17 protein-coding genes and 1 pseudogene are annotated in these 19,556 nt (G+C 65.3%); 9 read left to right on the forward strand and 9 right to left on the reverse strand.

Annotated elements, in window-relative coordinates; genetic code table 11:
- Positions 1-23: 23 nt before the first annotated feature.
- Positions 24-1,223: an MFS transporter gene (locus CRO48_RS01700; protein WP_097135803.1), complete on the reverse strand. Its 1,200-nt coding sequence runs from the start codon at positions 1,221-1,223 to the stop codon at positions 24-26.
- Positions 1,224-1,370: 147 nt separating this feature from the next.
- Here CRO48_RS01700 and CRO48_RS01705 point away from each other — a divergent pair, with 147 nt between their 5' ends.
- The 3 genes from CRO48_RS01705 to CRO48_RS01715 all read left to right on the forward strand — a co-directional run bounded on the left by CRO48_RS01705 (position 1,371) and on the right by CRO48_RS01715 (position 4,828).
- Positions 1,371-2,270, forward strand: coding sequence for a LysR family transcriptional regulator (locus tag CRO48_RS01705; protein WP_097135804.1), 900 nt, complete (start codon positions 1,371-1,373; stop codon positions 2,268-2,270).
- A 156-nt stretch (positions 2,271-2,426) separates the two neighbouring features.
- Positions 2,427-3,896, forward strand: a complete 1,470-nt coding sequence (locus CRO48_RS01710) for a metal-dependent hydrolase family protein (RefSeq protein WP_097135806.1) — start codon at positions 2,427-2,429, stop codon at positions 3,894-3,896.
- A 146-nt stretch (positions 3,897-4,042) separates the two neighbouring features.
- Positions 4,043-4,828 carry a pentapeptide repeat-containing protein gene (locus tag CRO48_RS01715; RefSeq protein ID WP_097135808.1) on the forward strand — a complete coding sequence of 262 codons (786 nt, stop codon included), beginning with the start codon at positions 4,043-4,045 and terminating at the stop codon, positions 4,826-4,828.
- Between the two features lie 30 nt (positions 4,829-4,858).
- Here CRO48_RS01715 and tam read toward each other — a convergent pair whose 3' ends face one another.
- From tam to CRO48_RS01730, 3 genes are all read right to left on the reverse strand, one after another.
- A complete protein-coding gene (gene tam, locus CRO48_RS01720; RefSeq protein ID WP_097135810.1) occupies positions 4,859-5,629 on the reverse strand; it encodes a trans-aconitate 2-methyltransferase in 771 nt (256 codons plus the stop codon).
- 21 nt (positions 5,630-5,650) lie between these two features.
- Positions 5,651-6,304, reverse strand: a complete 654-nt coding sequence (locus CRO48_RS01725; protein WP_097135812.1) for a haloacid dehalogenase type II — start codon at positions 6,302-6,304, stop codon at positions 5,651-5,653.
- Between the two features lie 107 nt (positions 6,305-6,411).
- The gene (locus tag CRO48_RS01730) at positions 6,412-7,452 is read right to left on the reverse strand and encodes a zinc-dependent alcohol dehydrogenase family protein (protein WP_097135814.1); all 1,041 of its coding nucleotides are present in this window, start codon (positions 7,450-7,452) and stop codon (positions 6,412-6,414) included.
- 191 nt (positions 7,453-7,643) lie between these two features.
- On the opposite strand from CRO48_RS01730, the gene CRO48_RS01735 reads away from it, so the two are divergent.
- Positions 7,644-8,531 carry a branched-chain amino acid aminotransferase gene (locus CRO48_RS01735; protein ID WP_097135816.1) on the forward strand — a complete coding sequence of 296 codons (888 nt, stop codon included), beginning with the start codon at positions 7,644-7,646 and terminating at the stop codon, positions 8,529-8,531.
- A gap of 206 nt (positions 8,532-8,737) precedes the next feature.
- Here CRO48_RS01735 and CRO48_RS01740 read toward each other — a convergent pair whose 3' ends face one another.
- Entirely contained in the window at positions 8,738-9,127 is a 390-nt protein-coding gene (locus CRO48_RS01740; RefSeq protein ID WP_141401998.1) for a hypothetical protein, read from the reverse strand.
- 233 nt (positions 9,128-9,360) lie between these two features.
- On the opposite strand from CRO48_RS01740, the gene CRO48_RS01745 reads away from it, so the two are divergent.
- The 4 genes from CRO48_RS01745 to CRO48_RS01760 all read left to right on the forward strand — a co-directional run bounded on the left by CRO48_RS01745 (position 9,361) and on the right by CRO48_RS01760 (position 12,512).
- On the forward strand, positions 9,361-9,963 hold the full coding sequence (locus tag CRO48_RS01745; protein WP_097135820.1) for a superoxide dismutase: 603 nt from the start codon (positions 9,361-9,363) through the stop codon (positions 9,961-9,963).
- A gap of 171 nt (positions 9,964-10,134) precedes the next feature.
- Positions 10,135-10,851: an aspartate/glutamate racemase family protein gene (locus CRO48_RS01750; RefSeq protein ID WP_097135821.1), complete on the forward strand. Its 717-nt coding sequence runs from the start codon at positions 10,135-10,137 to the stop codon at positions 10,849-10,851.
- Positions 10,852-11,016: 165 nt separating this feature from the next.
- Positions 11,017-11,460 (forward strand): c-type cytochrome, encoded by a 444-nt coding sequence (locus tag CRO48_RS01755; RefSeq protein WP_097136066.1) that lies wholly within the window; start codon positions 11,017-11,019, stop codon positions 11,458-11,460.
- A 146-nt stretch (positions 11,461-11,606) separates the two neighbouring features.
- A complete protein-coding gene (locus CRO48_RS01760; protein WP_097135823.1) occupies positions 11,607-12,512 on the forward strand; it encodes a cytochrome c in 906 nt (301 codons plus the stop codon).
- Positions 12,513-12,573: 61 nt separating this feature from the next.
- Here the strand turns inward: CRO48_RS01760 and CRO48_RS01765 are convergent, their stop codons facing one another.
- The 4 genes from CRO48_RS01765 to CRO48_RS01780 all read right to left on the reverse strand — a co-directional run bounded on the left by CRO48_RS01765 (position 12,574) and on the right by CRO48_RS01780 (position 18,971).
- Entirely contained in the window at positions 12,574-15,003 is a 2,430-nt protein-coding gene (locus CRO48_RS01765) for a glucose/quinate/shikimate family membrane-bound PQQ-dependent dehydrogenase (RefSeq protein ID WP_097135825.1), read from the reverse strand.
- Between the two features lie 341 nt (positions 15,004-15,344).
- Positions 15,345-15,842 (reverse strand): GNAT family N-acetyltransferase, encoded by a 498-nt coding sequence (locus CRO48_RS01770; RefSeq protein ID WP_097135827.1) that lies wholly within the window; start codon positions 15,840-15,842, stop codon positions 15,345-15,347.
- A 237-nt stretch (positions 15,843-16,079) separates the two neighbouring features.
- Positions 16,080-16,517, reverse strand: a complete 438-nt coding sequence (locus CRO48_RS01775; RefSeq protein ID WP_097135828.1) for a hypothetical protein — start codon at positions 16,515-16,517, stop codon at positions 16,080-16,082.
- A gap of 117 nt (positions 16,518-16,634) precedes the next feature.
- Positions 16,635-18,971: a glucose/quinate/shikimate family membrane-bound PQQ-dependent dehydrogenase gene (locus tag CRO48_RS01780; protein WP_097135829.1), complete on the reverse strand. Its 2,337-nt coding sequence runs from the start codon at positions 18,969-18,971 to the stop codon at positions 16,635-16,637.
- A 239-nt stretch (positions 18,972-19,210) separates the two neighbouring features.
- Here CRO48_RS01780 and CRO48_RS01785 point away from each other — a divergent pair.
- Positions 19,211-19,430, forward strand: a pseudogene (locus CRO48_RS01785) (LysR family transcriptional regulator); the annotation flags it as partial.
- Between the last annotated feature and the right edge of the window lie 126 nt (positions 19,431-19,556).

Genomic DNA, 19,556 nt, shown 5'->3' on the forward strand with positions numbered 1-19,556 from the left:
CCGGAGGGGGATCGGGTTTCGGTTCAGGCCGGCTGGCCGGCCGCCTCGCCAGGCTGTCGCGTCGCTTCCCGCCGATCGAGATGGCCGCTCAAGAGCGTGAAGCCGAGGGCCGCTGCGACCAGCAGCGCGCCGACGAAGGGCGTGGCGGCGAGGCCGAGCGGCGAGGCGACGACCAGTCCTCCGATCCAGGCGCCGGCCGCAATGCCGAGGTTGAAGGCGGCGATGTTCAGTGCCGAGGCAACGTCCACCGCAGCCGGCCGGTGGCGCTTTGCAAGCTGGACCACGTAGAGCTGCAGGCCGGGCACGTTGGCGAAGGAGAGGAAGCCGAGCGCCGCAAGCGTTACCAGTGCCGGCACCGGCGAGGGGGCGGTGAAGGTGAAGAGTGCGAGCACGGCGGCCTGGGCCGCGAACAGGAAGGTCAGAGCCCGAACCGGATTACGGTCGGCGATCTTGCCGCCGGCGATGTTGCCGATGGCGATGGCAAGCCCGTAGAGCACCAGCACAAGGCTGACGGAGGAGGCGGAGAAACCGGTGACCTGCTGCAGCATCGGGGCGAGGTAGGTGAAGGTCACGAAGGTGCCGCCATAGCCGAGCGCGGTCATGGCGAACACGATCAAGAGCCGGCCGGAAGCCAGCACGCGGACCTGCTCTCCGAGGCTTGCCGCCTCCTGCCGCTTGAGGTTCGACGGCAGAAGTGCTGCGATGCCGGCAAAGGCGACGACACCGAGCACGGCGACGGCGGCGAAGGTGGCGCGCCAGCCGAACGTCTGGCCGATCAGCGTGCCGAGCGGCACCCCGGTGACGATCGCCACCGTCAGGCCCATGAACATCATGGCGATGGCGGAGGCCCGCCGGTCTTGGGGCACGAGTTCGGCCGCGATCGTCGCGCCGACGGAGAAGAATACACCGTGGGCGAAGGCCGACAGCACACGGGCGACCAGCAGGATTTCGTAGGAGGGGGCAAAGGCGGCGAGCGTGTTGCCGGCTATGAACAGCGCCATCAGTCCGAGCAGCAGCGGCTTGCGATCCGCCCGGCCGGTCAGCGCCGTTAGCACCGGCGCGCCGAAGGTGACGCCCAGCGCATAGATGGAGACGATGAGGCCGGCAAGCGGCAGGGTGATCCCGAGATCGTCGGCAACGGTCGGCAGCAGGCCGACGATGACGAATTCGGTCGTGCCGATCGCATAGGCGGCGATTGTCAGCGCGAAGAGGGCAAGAGGCATGGAATACTCCTTCCGCGGCCAGCGATGCCGGGCGGTCAAAAGCGATTGAAAGGTTCGTTCGCCGCGCAATATGGCCCTTGTGACCCCGGGCGATAATCCGCATAGTGGGACAAGTATCTTTGAATTGAATTCATAGAACGGACGTCAATGGACAATCGGGCGGGCGAGATGGAGGTCTTCGTGACCGCCATGGACATGAAGAGCTTCTCGGCCGCCGGCCGCAGGCTCGGCCTGTCGCCCTCGGCCGTCAGCAAGCTTGTCAACCGCATCGAGGACAGGCTGTCGACGCGGCTGCTCGTGCGCACCACCAGGCGGCTGGAGTTGACGCCGGAGGGCGAGGTCTATCTCGAACGCGCACGGCGCATCCTGGCCGAGATCGCCGAGGCCGAGCAGGCGGTCGCTGACGGCGCCCGGGCGACACCGCGCGGCCCCTTGCGCGTCAACGCGTCGGTTGGTTTCGGCGAACGCTTCATCCTGCCGCTGGCAACGGAGTTCCTGGCGCTCTATCCCGAGATCCAGCTCGACCTGACGCTGACCGACAGCATGATCGACGTGATCGGCGAGCGGGCCGACGTCGCCATCCGCAGCGGTCCCATGCGCGACTCCTCGCTCAAGGCGCGCAAGCTGATGGAGAGCGCCCCCGTGGTCATGGCTTCGCCGGCCTATCTCGACCGCTACGGCACGCCAGGGACGCCAGACGAGCTTGCGGGCCACAATTGCATCCGCTTCAATTTCCGCCGCAGCGTCGACGAATGGGCGTTCCGGCTGCCTGGGCAGGCGGCGCTGCGCCACTATGCGGTCTCCGGCAACATGCAGGTGTCGAGCGGCGCGATCGTCCGCCAGATCTGCCTGGAAGGGATCGGGATCGGCCGCGTCGGCCGCTTCCATGTGGAGCCGGACCTGCAGGCCGGCCGCCTCGTGCCGCTGCTGGAGGCCTTTCACCCCGGCGAAGTCGAGACCGTCTATGCGGTGTTTGCCGCCCACGAGCATCTGGCCGCCCGCATTCGCGCCTTCATCGATTTCCTCGCCGCGCGCATCGGCGCCTGAGCCAGATCGGTTCCGATGAGCCCGGGACAACCCTGAAGTGAGCGCCGGCGCGAATGCCTCTGGCAAACGTCGCCGCGGCATGGAATGCTCCACCTCGGAAGCGTTTCAGGCAGGAATAATTCAGCGTCAGATATCAGTGTCACAGAGGAGCAGTTCATGTTCGCATGCGATTCCGCCGTTGACCCGGGCCAATCTCACCAGACCTTCGCCTGCATCTGCCACAGCCCGGCCTTCGCCCGGCTGAACGGCGTGCTGGCGTCGAAATTTTCCAGGCGCACCTTTCTCGCCGGAGCGGCCGCCTCGGCCGGCCTGCTGGCGCTGGGGCCCGGCCGTTCGCTCGCCGCGGTGCCGGCCGCGCCAAAAAAACCGGTCGCCTTCACCAATATCCGCCTGTTCGACGGCACGTCGGAAACGGTGCGCACCGGGATGCGCGTGCTGGTGGACGGCAAGACGATCAAGGTCGTCGAGTCCGACACCGCTCCGCTGCCGCCGGAGGTTGAGGTCGTGGACTGTGGCGGGCGCACGCTGATGCCGGGCCTGATCGATGCCCATGTGCATGTGATGATGGCGGCGATCTCGATGCAGGTGCTGCTGACCGCCGATGTCGGCTATCTCAATCTTCTGGCCGCGCAGGAGGCGGAGCGCATGCTGATGCGCGGCTTTACCAGCGTGCGCGACCTCAGCGGCCCGACGTTCGGCCTGAAGCGGGCGATCGATAGCGGCATCTGCGCCGGCCCCCGCATCTGGCCGTCGGGGGCGATGATCTCGCAGACCTCCGGCCACGGCGATTTCCGCATGCCCTACGAAATCCCCTCGCCACCGGGCGCGCCGTTTTCCCGCGCAGAGGCTATCGGCGGCAGCGCCATCGCCGACGGCGTCGATGAAGTGCTCAAGCGCTGCCGGGAACAGCTGATGCTGGGCGCCTCGCAGCTCAAGCTCGCCGCCGGCGGCGGGGTGTCCTCCAACTACGATCCGCTCGACAGCAGCCAGTATACCGTCGCCGAGTTCCGCGCTGCGGTCGATGCCGCAGAGAACTGGGGGACCTACGTCACCGTCCACGCCTATATGCCGCGCGCGATCCAGATCGCGATCAAGGGTGGCGTGCGCTGCATCGACCACGGCCAGATGATGGACGAGGAGACGGCCAGGATCATGGCAGGCGAGGGCATCTGGCTCAGCACCCAGCCCTTCGACGAGACGCACGGCTTCCAGTTTGCGGAGGGAACGCCGAACCGGGTCAAGCAGCTTGAGATGTTTGCCGGCACGAAGAACGCCTACCAGCTTGCTAGGGAACACAAGCTGAAGACCGCATGGGGCACCGACCTTTTGTTCGATGCCAAGGGTGCGGCGACGCAGACCGCACAGCTGGCGAAAATGACGAACTACGGCTTCTCGGCGGCCGAGGCGCTGAAGATGGCGACCGGCACCAATGCCGAGCTCCTGGCGATGTCCGGGCCGCGCACGCCCTATCCGGCGCCGGTGGGGCGGATCGCGCAAGGCGCCTTCGCCGATCTCCTGCTTGTCGACGGCGATCCGACGGTGGACCTGAACGTGCTTGCCGATGCGGAGCGGAACCTGAAGATCATCATGAAGGACGGGGTGTTCCACAAGAATGCCCTTGCCTGACGTTCGGCCCTGACGGAGAAGAAGTCGGGAGGCTGGCTGGCGCAGTTCCTGATTGCCAATTCTTGCGTGCCTGTGTCAGAAATGCGGGACGGCGGAACGTTTTCCGAAGGCGGCCTGCCGGCAATTGCAGCGTACCGAGGTGGCAGATGAGCATTCGTGGCGGGCATCAGGCACATGTGGAGTTCCGGCGTTCTTCCAAAGCCCCTTCGCCGTCGCGCAAGGCCGGCCTCGGATCCGCCATCGTGCTCGGCTTCCTTGCCCTCTCTATTCCCTGTGTCGCCTTCATTTTGGCGGGGCGCACCGCGGCTGCGGCCGACTGCGGCAGCACGCCAGAGCCGGGGATCGACTGGAGCGGCTGCAAGAAGCGGGCGATCATGCTCCAGGGCAGTAATTTCAGGGGCGCCAACCTCGGCGAGGCCGATCTCGCCCTGACCGACATGAGCCTGACCAACCTCACATCCGCCAATCTGGAAAAGGCCAATCTCTCGCGCGCCTGGTTCACCGGCGCCACCCTGACGAAGGCCAATTTCAATCGGGTCGAGGCCTACCGCGTCGGATTCGAGGGTGTCACGGCGAACGGGGCGACCTTTGCCAGCGCCGAATTGCAGCGGGCGAACTTCAAGAACGCCAGCCTTGCCGGCGTCGATTTCGAGAAGGCGGAACTCGGCCGGGCGGATTTCCGCGGCGCGGACATCTCCGGCGCCAGCTTCCCACTTGCCAACCTCTCGCGGGCGGATTTCAACAAGGCGACGTTCGACCAGCCGTTGGACTTTTCGCAGGCCTTCATGTTCCTGACCCGCATCGAGGGGCTGGATCTCACAAACGCCAAGGGGCTGTCGCAGGAGCAGGTCAATCTCGCCTGCGGCGATGCCAACACAAGGCTGCCGGCCGGCCTTACCGCACCGCCCAACTGGCCTTGCCCGTTCGACTGACAACGTCCCGAAGGGCAGTGCCGCCGAGGCTCACGCCTTGACCGCCACCAGGAAAAGCCGCGGGAAGCGCAGCAGCACGCGCCCGTCGGCGGTCTGCGGATAGGCCTTTTCGATCCGCTGGCGGTAGCTTTCCAGGAACCCCGGCTGTTCTTCGTCCGGCAGCTTTTCGAGATAGGGCCTGATGCCCGTGCCCTTTACCCATTCGACGATCGCCGCAGCATCCTCCATCGGATGGTTGTAGATCGTGTGCCAGATATCGACCCGCGCCGCCCTCTTCGACAGCGCGTCGAAATAGGCGATCGTCGGCGGTAGTGGCGGGCGCCTTGGATGCGAGGCGGCAAAATAGCCTGCCCAACGCGGATCATCCGTCACCGCGTCCATTTCCGTGTGGTTCGGCTCACCGCGATTGTCTGGCATTTGCACGGCCAACACCCCGCCGGGGACGAGATGATCCATCAGCCGCTCGAAAACGGAGATATGCCCGGGCACCCATTGGAAGACCGCATTGGCGAAGAGAAGCGCTGCCGGCACAGGCGGCGTCCAGACCGAAAGGTCACCGTGGTCGAAGGTGATGCCCGGCAGCCGCTTTCGAGCCGCCGCCAGCATGTTCTCGTCGCTGTCGATTCCGATCGTCTGGCGATTGGCAAAGCGCTCCGCCAAAAGCTCGGTCGAGTTGCCGGGGCCGCAGCCGAGGTCGTAGGCAGAACCTGCGGGAAGGTCCGGCACCTGCGCCAGCAGGTCTCGCGCGGCGCGCGTGCGCTCGCCCTCGAACTTGACATACTGTGCCGCCGACCACGCCATCTGCTTCTCTCCCTTTGTCCGCTACTCCAGAGCTTCCAGTGTCGGCAAGATCAGCGACGGGCCGAGATCGGCATACTCGTCGGGCATGCCGGTCCGGTTGATCCACACCGTGCGGAAGCCGAATTTCGTCGCTCCCGCCACATCCCAGCGGTTCGACGACTGGAACGACACGGAACCAGGATAGAGCCGGTAGCTCGTCGTCACCACGTCGTAGACGGCTGGGGCGGTCTTGTAGGTGCGCAACGCGTCGACGGAGAAGATGTCGTCGATGACGGTGTCGAGCGCGGCATTGTCGACCGCCGACTTCAGCATCGCCGGGGCGCCGTTGGAAAGGATGGCGACCCGCGCCCCGCGGGCCTTGAGGCTTCTCAGGACCGCGGGCACTTCCGGATAGCAGTCCAGTTTCCAGTATGCGTCGAGGAGTTTCGCGCGCAGCGACCGGTCGACTTCGGGAATTCTCTGAAACGTGTAGTCCAGCGCTTCCTCGGTCAGCTGCCAGAAGTCGCGATAGGCGCCCATCAGCGCCCGCGTCCAGGAATATTCCAGTTGCTTGGCCCGCCACAGCTCGGAAAAGCGCTGGTACTCCGGCCCGACGTCGCCCGCATGGTGGCGCACGGCGGCATGCACATCAAACAGCGTGCCATAGGCATCGAAGACATAGGCGGCGTAGGGCACGGCGGCGGCTCAACTCCTGGAAAGCGCTGTCGTTCCAAATCATTAGCGCGAGATCATGTCAATATTGGGTGCATCGCACAATAAGGGAGCCCGCCCTTCTTGCGCGCTCAGAACCGCGTGATCACGCTGATCCCGAGGTCGGTTGCCGTGTCCATGGCCATCAGGGCGTCGACACCTTCGTCGAGGCTGATCTCGCGGCCGATGAGCTTCTCCGGCTGCAGCCGGCCCTCAGCCATCATCGAAAGCATGGCGTCGTAGCGCCAGGCCTGCATGCCGTGGCTGCCATAGATCTCCAGCTCATGCCCGATCACCTGTGCCATCGGGATTTCCGGCGTCGCCTCGTCTCCCAGCATAAGGCCGACCTGCACATGCCGTCCGCGCCGGCGCAGGTTCTTGATCGAGTTGAAGCACGTCACGCGCGAGCCCAGCGCATCGATCGAGGCGTGCGCGCCGCCTCCGGTGATCTCCCGCACCGCCTCGGCCACGTCGCCCACGTCGCGTGCGTTGATCGCGGCGACGGCGCCCATCTTGCGGGCGAAGGCGAGCTTGTCGTCCGAGATGTCGATTGCGATCGGGTGGGCGCCAAGCGCCGCCGCGATCATGACCGCCGACAGGCCGACGCCGCCGCAGCCGTGCACCGCCACCCATTCTCCGCCCTTGACCTTCGCCTGGTCGCAGACGGCGCGAAACGAGGTGGCAAAGCGGCAGCCGAGGCTTGCCGCGGTCGCAAAGCCGACATTGTCAGGCAGGTGCACGAGGTTCTGGTCGGCATAGTCGAGCGCCACGTACTCGGCGAACGAACCCCAATGGGTGAAGCCCGGTTGGAACTGCTCCTCGCAGATCTGCTGGTTGCCGGAGCGGCACTCGTGGCAATGGCCGCAGCCCGAGACGAAGGGCACCGTCACCCGCTCGCCGACCTTGAAGCGCGTGACCCCCTTGCCGGTGGCGAGCACGGTGCCGGCAAGCTCGTGGCCCGGCACGTGCGGCAGGGAGATGTCGGGGTCATGGCCCTGCCATCCGTGCCAGTCGCTGCGGCAAAGCCCGGTCGCCTCGACCTTGACGACCACGCCCGCGCTTGTCGGCGTCGGATCGGGCAGGGTGCGGATTTCCGGTCTTCCGCCGAATGCTTCGTAGTACATTGCCTTCATCGGGCCACCCTCCGTTCGTATGCCATCTCTATGCCATGCGAAGGCCGAACGTGCCATTGCCGCATCCATGACAATGGCTGATGCACTCATTCAAGATCGTGTGTGGACACAGCTTGCGATTTGGTTCACGCCATGGCCGACTTGACCCGGGCCGAAAGGTCCGGCCTCATGGGTCAGAAGGAGACTTGAAGATGGCAGTCGATACATCCCCGCGCACGCCCACCTGGACCTACGTCGATGGCGAATGGATCTCCGGCAATCCGCCGCTGATCGGCCCCACCTCGCATGCGATGTGGCTCGCCTCCACCGTTTTCGACGGCGCACGCTGGTTCGACGGCATCGCGCCCGACCTCGACCTCCATTGTCAACGCATCAATCGTTCCGCGGACAATCTCGGCCTCAAGGCAACGATGAGCGCCGAGGAGATCGAGGGCCTGGCCTGGGAGGGTGTGAAGAAGTTCGACGGCAAGACGGCGATCTACGTCAAGCCGATGTACTGGGCCGAGCACGGCGCCCCGTTCAGCGTCGTCGCCCCCGATCCGGAATCGACCCGCTTCGTGCTCTGCCTGTTCGAGGCGCCGATGGGAGACGGCCACACCGGCAATTCGTTGACGGTTTCGCCGTTCCGCCGGCCAACCAATGAATGCATGCCGACGGACGCCAAGGCCGGCTGCCTCTATCCGAACAACGCCCGCATTCTCGCCGAGGCGAACAAGCGCGGCTTCGAAAACGCGCTGGTGCGCGACATGCTCGGAAACGTCGCCGAGACCGGCTCCTCCAACGTCTTCATGGTCAAGGACGGCGTCGTCTTCACCCCGGCCGCCAACCACACCTTCCTTGCCGGCATCACGCGGCACCGCGTGATCGCGCTGCTGCGCGCGGAAGGCTTCGAGGTGGTGGAAAAGACGATGACGCTCGAGGAGTTCCAGAGCGCCGACGAGATCTTCACCTCCGGCAACTATTCCAAGGTCGTGCCCGTGAACCGGCTGGACGATCGCAACCTGCAGCCCGGGCCGGTGACGGCCAAGGCGCGCGAACTCTACTTCGACTGGGCGCATTCGAACGCGAACCAGGCCTGAGGGACAGGGGGCGCGTCCGCGTGGTGCGAGCGTCTCCGCCAGCACCGTCATCCCGGCCACCGAGCCGGGATGAAGCCGCGCCGCGTCCGCGGCGTGCGGGTATTTTTCTGCGATCAAGGACCTGAGCGCACTGGATGCCGGATCAGCTCCGGCATGACGGGCCGGAGCTCCGGCTGGCGTCTTGGGCGGAAGAACGGAGCCTACCGCTATTCCTGATCGTCGGCCTCGTCCGCAGCGCCATTCGCCTTCTGCCGCTCCAGCACCGCCGCACGCTGCTTGTCGTTCAGGACGCGGACGTATTCCCGGCCGATCGCGCCCGTGACCTGTGCGCTCCTGGACTGCTTGTCGTAGACGCAGGCAAAGGTGACGCGCGCCTTCTCCTGTTCCGAGCGGCCGCTGATCAGCGCCACGCCGTACTTATCGGTGCCGAACTCGTCGACGAAGACGGTCTCGTTCTTCAGCTTCTCGGGCAGTGCGGCGACGCACTTTGCCTTGACGTCGTCCCGGAATTCCGACCAGGCGTCCGGGGAGGATGCGAAGGCTGGAGCTGCGCCGATGAGCGCCACGACGGGAAGAAAACGGGTGAGAATGCGCATGGACATGCCTTTCAGATGAGGGCGGGGCGGATCCCCGAACGGGAGGGACGAGGGGAGAAATGGCTGGGCGATGGGGCGGTTCCATGGCAGCGCGCGCAAGTTGCGCATAGTACGAATATCCTGCGCAGGCGCAAATTTTGGCATACAACCCGGTTGTCTGGAACAGGTCATCCCCCTATGTTCCGCTCCACGGGTTTCAGTGAAAAAAATCCGTAATTCAGAGGAGATACGCCATGGCCTTCGAACTTCCGCCGCTTCCCTACGACTACGACGCTCTTGCTCCGTTCATGTCGCGCGAGACGCTGGAATACCACCACGACAAGCACCACAAGGCCTATGTCGACAACGGCAACAAGCTCGCCGAGGAAGCAGGTCTTTCCAACCTGACGCTGGAAGAAATCGTCAAGAAGTCCTACGGCACCAACCAGGGCCTCTTCAACAACGCCGGCCAGCACTACAACCACATCCACTTCTGGAAGTGGATGAAGAAGGGCGGCGGCGGCAAGTCGCTTCCCGGCGCGCTGCAGAAGGCGATCGACAGCGATCTCGGCGGCTACGACAAGTTCAAGGCTGACTTCGTCGCAGCCGGCACGACGCAGTTCGGTTCGGGCTGGGCATGGCTCTCGGTCAAGGACGGCAAGCTCGTCATCTCCAAGACGCCGAACGGTGAAAACCCGCTCGTTCACGGCGCGTCCCCGATCCTCGGCGTCGACGTATGGGAACACTCCTACTACATCGACTACCGCAACGCCCGTCCGAAGTACCTCGAGGCCTTCGTCGACAGCCTGATCAACTGGGACTACGTCCTGGAAATGTACGAAGGCGCGACGAAGTAAGTCTCTCGCACGGCAGACAATCAGAAAGCCCCGGTCGCAAGCCCGGGGCTTTCTCGTTTCCGGCGCTGGATCAAGCAAGGCATGCTACAAATGCGGCGTTGGCGAGGTGAACCGGGCGAGCGGTCTGGCGGGGCTTCGCATCGTGGAGAGACTTGAACGAGGGGGAACTTCATGAAGCTCATCGGCATGATCGGAGGCCTGAGCTGGGAATCCAGCGCGCTCTACTACCGGCTGCTCAACCAGTCTGCCCATAGCCGCCTCGGCGGGCATCACAATGCCCGCTCCGTGCTCTACACGCTCGATTTCGACGGCATCAACAGGATGGCCGCGGAAGGGCGGTGGAAAGAGGTCGGCGAGGTGCTCGCCGACGCGGCACGCCGGCTGGAAGGCGCCGGTGCGGATTTCGTGATGATCACGGCCGTCAGCGGCCACGCGGTGGCTGATGCGGTCGAGGCTGCAATGCGCGTGCCGCTGCTGCATCTGGCCGATCCCCTCGGCGAGGCGCTGGGCGCGCAGGGGATCACGACGGTGGGCCTGCTCGGCACGCGCTACACGATGGAGATGGACTTCTTCACCGACCGCCTGCGTGACCGCTTCGGTCTTGAGGTGCTGGTGCCGCCGCCGGATCAGCGAAGCGCGCTCCACACCATCATCATCGAGGAACTGACGCTCGGTCGCGTTACGCCGCAAGCGCGCACGACCCTGCTTGCGATTGCCGGCGAACTGGCCTCCCGCGGCGCCGGAGCCATCGCCGTGGCCTGCACCGAGCTTCCGATTCTGGCCGAGCTCGACGCCTATGCAGTGCCGGCTTTCGACGTGGTGCAGTTGCATGTCGAGGCGGCGCTGGAGCGCGCGCTTGCCGAACCTTCCGCCGCACCCGGCGGGTGAGCGTGACCGTTCCGCATGGACGGGCGGATCGCAGATGCGATGCAACCTGGATCCCGGACATCAATAAAACGTTACTTTTCTTCGCGTGTCGGCATGCAATCTTGCAGCCGCAATCGACAAATCACGCCCGCCGACCAGGTCGGGCGTTCCCACCTGGAGCCAATGATGAAGTTAAAGACAATCGCCGCCGCTGCCATCGTTGCAGTCCTCGGAGCCGGCGCCGTCGTTGCGGCTGACGAGCCGCAGGCCGCGCGCCAGCAGATGATGAAGGACGTCGGGCGCGCCATGGGTGCTCTCGCCGGGATTGCCAAGGGCGAAAAGCCCTATGACGCCGACGTGGTGAAGGCCTCGCTGACGACGATGAGCGAGGTCTCCAAGACCTTTGCCGACCAGTTTCCGGCAGGCTCGGAGACCGGCTTCGAGACCGAGGCGAGCCCGAAGATCTGGGAAAACATGGATGATTTCCGCGCGAAGGATGCGCAGTTCGGCAAGGATGTCGATACGGCACTGGCTACGCTGCCTGCAGACCAGGCGGGCGTGGGGGCTGCACTCGGAACGATCGGCAAGAACTGTTCCGCCTGTCACGAGACATACCGGGTGAAGAAGTAGCCATTGGCAGCTGAAAGCTCGCGCCTTCCGGGGACAAAAATCCCGGAGGTCGCATTTCCATGTGCGCATGCGACCATGCATGCCGGCCGATGCCCGGCATTGATTGCTGCGGTATCTGCCGGTCCGCGTGACCGGAGGACGTAAAGATGAGACTTCTGAAAGTCACCGCTGCAGTCGGCGCCGCAGGCCTGTTGGGCCTTGCCGGCTTTTTCTGGGTCACCGTGCCGGCGCGCACGGCGGATGACCTGTGGCAGGGGCTGGGCGAGCCCAATATCGCAAACGGCGAGCGCGTCTTTTCCGAAGGCGGCTGTTCCAGCTGCCATGCAGCACCCGGTGCAGGCGACGACGGCAGGCTCGTGCTGGCTGGCGGCGCGCCGCTTCCAAGCCCGTTCGGCACGTTCCATGTCCCCAATATCTCGCCCCACCCGGAAGCCGGCATCGGCGGCTGGTCGCTGCAGGAGTTCGGCGATGCGATGCTGCGTGGCGTCGGCAGGCGGGGCGAACACCTCTATCCTTCCTTTCCCTACGCCTCCTATGCCCGCATGACGCCTTCCGACATCAACGATCTCTTCGGCTACCTGAAAACGCTGCCGGCGAGCGCCAATGTCGCACCCGCACATGAGCTGCCGTTCCCCTTCAATCAGCGTGCGCTTCTGGGCGGCTGGAAGTTTCTCTATCTGAACGACGATCCGCGGGTTGCGATCGCCAATGCCGATGCGAAGGTGGCGCGCGGCCAGTATCTCGTCGAAGGCCCCGGCCATTGCGGCGAATGCCACACGCCGCGCGATGCGCTGGGCGGGCTGAAGACGGATCTGTGGCTGGCTGGCGGGCCTGACCCCGAAGGCGGAAAGGGCCGTATTCCCAATATCACGCCGGGTGGTCTCGATGGCTGGAGCGAGAGCGACATCGCCTACTATCTCGAATCCGGTTTCACCCCGGATTACGATTCGGTCGGCGGCTCGATGGCGGCGGTGCAGAAGAACATGGCGCGGCTGCCGGCGGAGGACCGCGAGGCGATCGCAGCCTACCTCAAGGCCATTCCGGCGCATTGACCAGAAAACGTGAAGGACTGCCCGGCCATGCGGGCAGTCTGTTGACTTTGCCGCTGACCGATCAGTCCGGCAGGGCGTAGGCGATCACATAGTCGCCGCGGTCGGGCGACTGGCGCGCGCCGCCGGCCGAGATGACCACGTACTGCTTGCCGGTCTTCGGCGACTTGTAGGTCATCGGTCCGCCCTGGCTGCCGACGGGCAGCCGCTCCGTCCAGACTTCCTCGCCTGTCGCCGTGTTGAAGGCGCGCAGATAGTAGTCCTGCGTGCCGGCGATGAAGACGAGGCCGCCCTGCGTGGCGAGCGTGCCGCCGAGCGTCGGCATGCCGATCGGGATCGGCAGGCCCATCTTGATGCCGAACGGGCCCGTGTCCATGACCGTGCCGACCGGCACCTGCCAGGCGATCTTCTGCGTCTTCATGTCTACCGCCGTCAGGGTGCCGAAGGGCGGGGCCTGGCAGGGGATACCGAGCTGCGACAGGAAGCGGTTCTTGTCGACCGCATAGGGCGTGCCCTTCATCGGCACGAGGCCCATGCCGGTGTTGACGCTCTCGCCGCCGCTGGCGGTCTGGTCGCTCGGTGCGGCCTCGACCATCTTCACCCACAGGCCGACGCGCATGTCGTTGACGAAGATCATGTTGTTGACCGGGTCGGTCGAAAGCCCGCCCCAGTTCATCCCGCCCAGCGAGCCGGGGAAGGACAGCGACACGTCGGTGCCCGGCGCCGTGTAGAGGCCATCGTAACGCATCGACTTGAAGGCGATGCGGCACAAGAGCTGGTCGAACGGCGTGGCGCCCCACATGTCGGACTCGGTATAGGGACCGACGCCGATCTGCGGCATGCCGACGGAAACCGGCTGGGTGGGGGCGTAGGGTTCGTTCGGAATGTTCGCCGGCTTGACGGGGATTTCCTTCACCTCCGTCAGCGGCTTGCCGGTCGCCCGGTCGAGCACGTAGAGCTGGCCGGCCTTGGTGCCGAAGACCAGCGCCGGCACGGTGGAACCGTCAGCCTTCGGGAAGTCCACGAAGGAGGGCTGCATCGGCACGTCGAAGTCCCACAGATCGTTGTGCACGGTCTGGAAGACCCATTTCTCGCGGCCCGTGGTTGCGTCGAGCGCGAGCATCGAGGCGCCGTACTTGTGGTCGAGCGGCGTGCGCGTTGCGCCGTACAGGTCGACGGAGGGGCTGCCGACCGGCATGAAGACGACGTTGGAGGCCGGGTCGTAGGACATGGCCGCCCAGACGTTCGGCGTCGAACGGGTGTAGGTCTGGCCCTCCGGCGGCAGGCCGGTGATGTCCGGATTGCCCGGGTCGAAGGCCCAGCGGAGTTGGCCGGTGATGACGTCGAAGCCGCGCATCACGCCGCCCGGCATATCCACCTGCACGTTGTCGGCGATACGTCCGCCGACGACGACGGTGGTGCCGGCAAGCGTCGGAGCCGAGGTCAGCACATAGCTCGGATCGGCGGCATCGCCGAGACCGATCTTCAGGTCGACGCGGCCGTTGGTGCCGAAATCGGGGCAGAAGGCGCCGGTATCGGCGTCGAGCGCGATGAGCTCAGCCTCGATCGTGTTCATCAGGATGCGGCGCTGGCAAAGCGCGCCCTCGGCGACCGAGACCGGCGTGACCGGCGTCGAGCCGGGCAGCGTCGGCTGCTGGATCTGGCTGGTCGCATCGAAGTAGGCAAGGCCGCGGCAACGCATCCAGACGGCCGACTTCGCGTTGATCTCGGTCTTCCAGATCTCCTTGCCTGTATCGACGTCGACGGCGATGACGTTGTTGTGCGGCGTGCACAAGAACAGCTTCTCGCCCACCTGCAGCGGTGTCTGCTGGTCTTCGGCGCCGTTGTTGCCGGGGCTGATCGGCGTGTCGCCGGTGCGGTAGGTCCAGGCGACCTTCAGGTTCTTCACGTTGTCGACGTTGATCTGGTCGAGTGCGGCAAAGCGGCTGCCGCCGGGTGTGTTGCCGTAGGCCTCCCAGTTCTTCTGCTCGCTGGCCGGGTCGACCGGCGCCCGCGCGGGCGCGGTGCCGGCGAAGCGGACGGTCGCATGCGGCACGAACATGCCGGCGACGCCTGCGGCCGCAGCGAGCGCCAGGATCGCGGCCACGAGGAAGGAGGGAAGGTAGGCGGGCGAACGGCCGCTCGCCTTGCGCAGCAGCGGATAGGAGAGCGCCACTACCGACGCGCCGATGCCGAGCGCCAGCAGGCGCGAGATCAGCGCCCAGAAGTCGAGCCCGGCATCCCAGACGGCCCAGACGGCCGTGAGCAGGGTGACGAGGCCGAACAGCAGCGCACCGGAAGGCTTGCGCAAGAGCACCAGCACACCGGAAAGGACGATGCCGACGCCGGCCAGCAGGAAATACCAGCTGCCGCCGAGCGAGACCAGCCTACCGCCGCCGATGGCCAGGAACAGGCCTGCAAGAATGAGAACGGCACCGAGAACGAACAGCCATATCTTGGCGGCCGCAGGCGTCGTGTATGGGGTATCTGTCATGGGGTTTCCAGCTCCTTTGGGACGTCAACCGGTTGAACAGCCTGAAGCCGGCGCCACTCGGTCGGAGATGGACAACGTGAGCGTGCCTGGCATCATGGGTCGGTCGAGCATGCGCACCGTTCCGGAGATACTGAGCGGATCGGGAGCGCCCCTTGGCGTTTGAGGACGGACTGCCGCGCCCTCCCGTCGCGCCGCAGCCGCAGGCGCACGCACCTGCTTCTGTCCTCTTATTCCGCATGCGACATTCTGGCAAGGAGATGTTCAATTTGTGGCGGGAACAGCGCCGCACGGAGCCGGGGCGGCGCTTTCCCTCAAGCCTGCATTCTCTGGGCCTGCTTTTTCTAGGCCAACGCCTGCATGTAGCGCATGCCGGTGACGGGACCGGCCTTGAAGTTCATTTCCTCGTAGAAGCGGTGCGCCCCGAAATTGCCGGTCGCGGCGCTGACGGAAAGGTAGCTGCAGCCGGCGATACGCGCCTGCTCGCGCGCCCGGGAAACCAGGTGCCGGCCGATGCCGCTGCCGCGATGACCCTCGCGGACGAAGATCTGGTGCAGTTCCATACCGCGTCGCCCCTCGAGCGCCCGGTAGAGCGGCACGAGGATGGCGTATCCCACGAGCTGGCCGCCCGCCTCTGCGACGACCGCGGTGACCCAGGGCGTGGTTCCGAACAGGTCGCGGTCGAGGTCGCTTGCCGTCACCTTTGCGTCGTCGCCGTGGCATTCGGCATGCAGGGCGATCATGTCCAGCAACTGGCGCAGGTCGCCGGGGCGTGCCGTGCGGATGTTGAGGACGGGCGGGCGTTCGGCCGATGCCGTTTCGAGTTTGATGACGGTGTTCATTGCGAGGCTCCTTCGGGTACTTTTGCCACCAGGTGCCTGAAAACAACAAAGCCGCCTGATGGCGGCTTGTTGAACATGATGATCGAACAGCCGCTCCTTATCGGAACAGCCAAAAATACGTGTGCGCGATGGGTGCGTTCGTGATCATGGCGGCGATATTCTCCTATTCGCCGCCATTGTCAATGCGAAAATTTGACAGCCATGCCGGAACGCCGGAACGACGATCGTCCTGATGGTTTAGACTTCGGCCGCCGTCTTCAGCTCTGCGATATTCTCGCCTGCCGCCCCGACGCCGAACTGTTGTTCGATCGCGTCGCGAATCTCGGCCTCGATCGCCTTGCGCTCCTCCGGAGGCAGTGTTTTCAGCGAATCTTCCGTGAGCCCCATTTCCTCCAGCATCTGCTTGCGGAGGCGTTCGGCCGGCGTCATTTTGGCGAGTTCCTGGAATTCCTCGACAACTCCCGTGTCCTTCGAGGTCGTCTCGCTCTTGTCCGCGCCGATCGTCCAAAGCGCGCTCGAAAACGCCGACGTCTGGGGCATGGTCGGTGCAATCGAGGGGGCGCTGGTGCGCGTGACGCCGCTTTCCCCGCTCGAACCGGCATTGTCCTCCCGCTTCGAAGAGGTCTGCCGCGCCAGTGTGTAATTCGCCAGGAGGTTGTCGCTGCCGATCTTCATGCCGATCTCCGGAAAGGTGCGAATCCGGGTATCCGGAAATCGCAGGGCACCCCGGCCAAGGGGCGGTTGAGGTACCGCAGACCCTAGGCGGCGCAGCTTATGCGAGCCTTGCCGCCATCACGGCAGCGTATAGGCGAGCACGTAGTCGCCGGGCTTGGTGCCGATCGATCCATGGCCGCCGGCGACGATGAGCACGAACTGCTTGTCGCCGACCGTGTAGGTCATCGGCGTCGACTGGCCGCCGGCCGGAAGCCTCGCTTCCCACAGCTGCTCGCCCGTCGTCACGTCGTAGGCGCGCAGGTAGTCGTCGACGGCAGCACCCAGGAAGGCGACCCCGCCCTTGGTGATGATCGGGCCGCCGATGCCGGGAACGCCCACCTTGAAGGGCAGGGGCAGGGGCGACATGTCGCGCACGGTGCCGTTCTTGTGCTTGTAGACGATCTTGCCGGTGCGAAGGTCGGCCCCGGCGACGTAGCCCCATGGCGGCGCCTGGCAGGGGATCTTCAATGGTCCCAGGAACGGCCCCATGTAGACACCGTAGGGCGCCCCCTCGTTGCGGTTGAGCCCCTGCTCGGATCCCTTCTCGCCCTGTTCCTTCGGCGGAATCTGGTCGCGCGGGACGAGCCGCGAGGTGAAGGCCAGATAGGTCGGCATGCCGAACATGATCTGGCGTTCGGGATCGACGGCGACCGAGCCCCAGTTGAACACGCCGAAATTGCCGGGATAGATGATGCTGCCTTCCAGAGAGGGCGGGGTATAGCGACCGTCGTACTTCAGCCGGTGGAAATCGATGCGGCAGGCGAGCTGGTCGAACATCGTCACCCCCCACATGTCCTTTTCCTGCAGCGGATCGGGCATGAAGGTCAGGGCGGAAAGCGGTTGTGTCGGCGAGGTGAAGTCTTCGGGGATCGCGCCTGTCGGCGCCGGCACTTCGGTGACCGGCACCAGCGGCTCGCCGGTCCGCCGGTCCAGAACGTAGATGTCGCCCTGCTTCGTCGGCCCGACGAGCGCCGGCACGACGGTGCCGTCCTCCTTGGTAATATCGAGCAGGGCCGGCTGGGCGGGTATGTCCATGTCCCACAGGTCGTGGTGCACGGTCTGGCGCACCCAGCGCACCTGTCCGGTCTCAAGGTCGAGCGCCACGATGGAGGAGGAGTATTTTTCCACGTGCTCGCTGCGACCCATGCCGAGCTGGTCGGGCACCTGGTTGCCGAGCGGCACGAAGATCAGGCCCAGCGCCTCGTCGTAGGAGGAGACGGACCAGCTATTGGGCGAGTTGGTCGTGTATTTCTGGCCTTCGGGAAGCGGCGTCGTGATGTCGGGATTGCCCGAATCCCAGTTCCAGATCAGTTGCCCGGTGTCGATGTCGAAGGCGCGGATCACGCCCGACTGTTCGTGGATCGAGTAGTTGTCGTTGACCGCGCCGGCGACGATGATCTTGCCGCCGACGGCGACCGGCGGTGACGTCGAGTAGTAGTAGCCGGCGGGGTTGTACTCCATGCCGGTCTCCAGATGCAGCACGCCGTTGTCGGCAAACGAGGTGCACACCGCACCGGTTGCCGCATCCAGCGCGATCAGGCGTGCGTCCGAGGTCGGCAGGTAGATGCGCTCGGCGCATGGGGCACCGGCTGTCGCCGCGGGGTCCTTCCAGTAGGTGACGCCGCGGCAGGTCTGGTGCTGCCGGTCCGGGTTCATGCCGGAATTGCTGTCGTACTTCCACTTCTCCTGGCCGGTCGCGGCGTCCAGGGCGATCGCCCAGTTGTGCGGCGTGCACAGATAGAGCGTCTCGCCGACTTTCAGCGGCGTCACCTGGTAGGTCGTTTCGACGACGTCGTCCGGCAGCTTCACGTCGCCGGTCTGGTACTGCCAGGCGACCTTGAGCGTGTTGACGTTTTCCGTCGTGATCTGGTCAAGCGGGGAGTAGCGCTGACCGTAGGCGGTGCGGCCGTACTGGTGCCACTCGCCGTCCGGCACGTCGCCGCCGAGCGCCGGCTGGGTGATCACCGCCGTCGCCGGCAGCTCGCCGCGGATATCATGTACGTTGCGCGTCATCGCAAACAGGGCCACGCCGATGGCCAGGATCCCGGTCACGGCAAGCGGCAGCAGCGACGCCGGATAAGTCTGCCCGGTCGGGCTCGTGAAGCCGAGCTGGCGCCGGATCGCCGGCAGCATCAGCCACAGTCCCAGGAGGACGATGATGCCGCCGCGTGGCCCGAGCTGCCACCAGTCGAAGCCCACCTCCCAGACCGCCCAAGCGAGCGAGGCCAGGATGAACACGGAGTATATCCACAACGCTGCCGGTCTCTTCAGGAAGAGCAGGATGCCCGTCACGAGGAAGACAAGGCCGGCGACCAGGTAGTAGGGGCTTCCGCCGAGGGCGACCAGCCACGCGCCCCCGCCCAGAAGGACGACGCCGATCAGGTCGAAGACGATGGCGGTGAGAATGAGGAGCATGCGCGTTCTCCATGAAGACAGGTCAAGCCAGTGCCGGAGGCCGTGACCGGTCAGCGCGGGATGTCATCGGGTCGTGTCAGGCCTCTCTGCAACCATCAACTAGCGCGCCCACAATCACAATCAACGGGTGAGGACCAACGGGCAGAAGGAGAGACGATGCCTTCGATCCGCGGGGTGGAGGGGTTGCCGTGAGCAAGGGGATCGCTTCGGGCAAACATCTTTTCATCGCAACTTCACGAGTGGAGACACTGGCAAATCTGGAATCCTTCGTCCGCAGCGCGGAGCTTGGAAGTTTCTCCTCGGCAGCCCGCAGACTGGGGACTGACGCCGGCGGCGGTCAGCAGGAACGTCGCCACGCTCGAATCCAACCTGAAGCTCCGACTGTTCCAGCGCAGCACGCGGAACCTGACGCTCACGGAGGCGGGCGAGCGCTTCCTTCATTCGGTCCGTGATCACCTGGCGGTCCGAATTCGATCTACTACGCGAACCGGACCCTGCTACCTGCAAAGACGCGCGTGTCCATCGATTTCATCAGCGCCGCATTTCAACGCGAGAAGTGGGCAGAGCGATTTGCAGGGACGCTGG

This window comes from Rhizobium subbaraonis, assembly GCF_900220975.1.
GTDB lineage: Bacteria > Pseudomonadota > Alphaproteobacteria > Rhizobiales > Rhizobiaceae > Mycoplana > Mycoplana subbaraonis.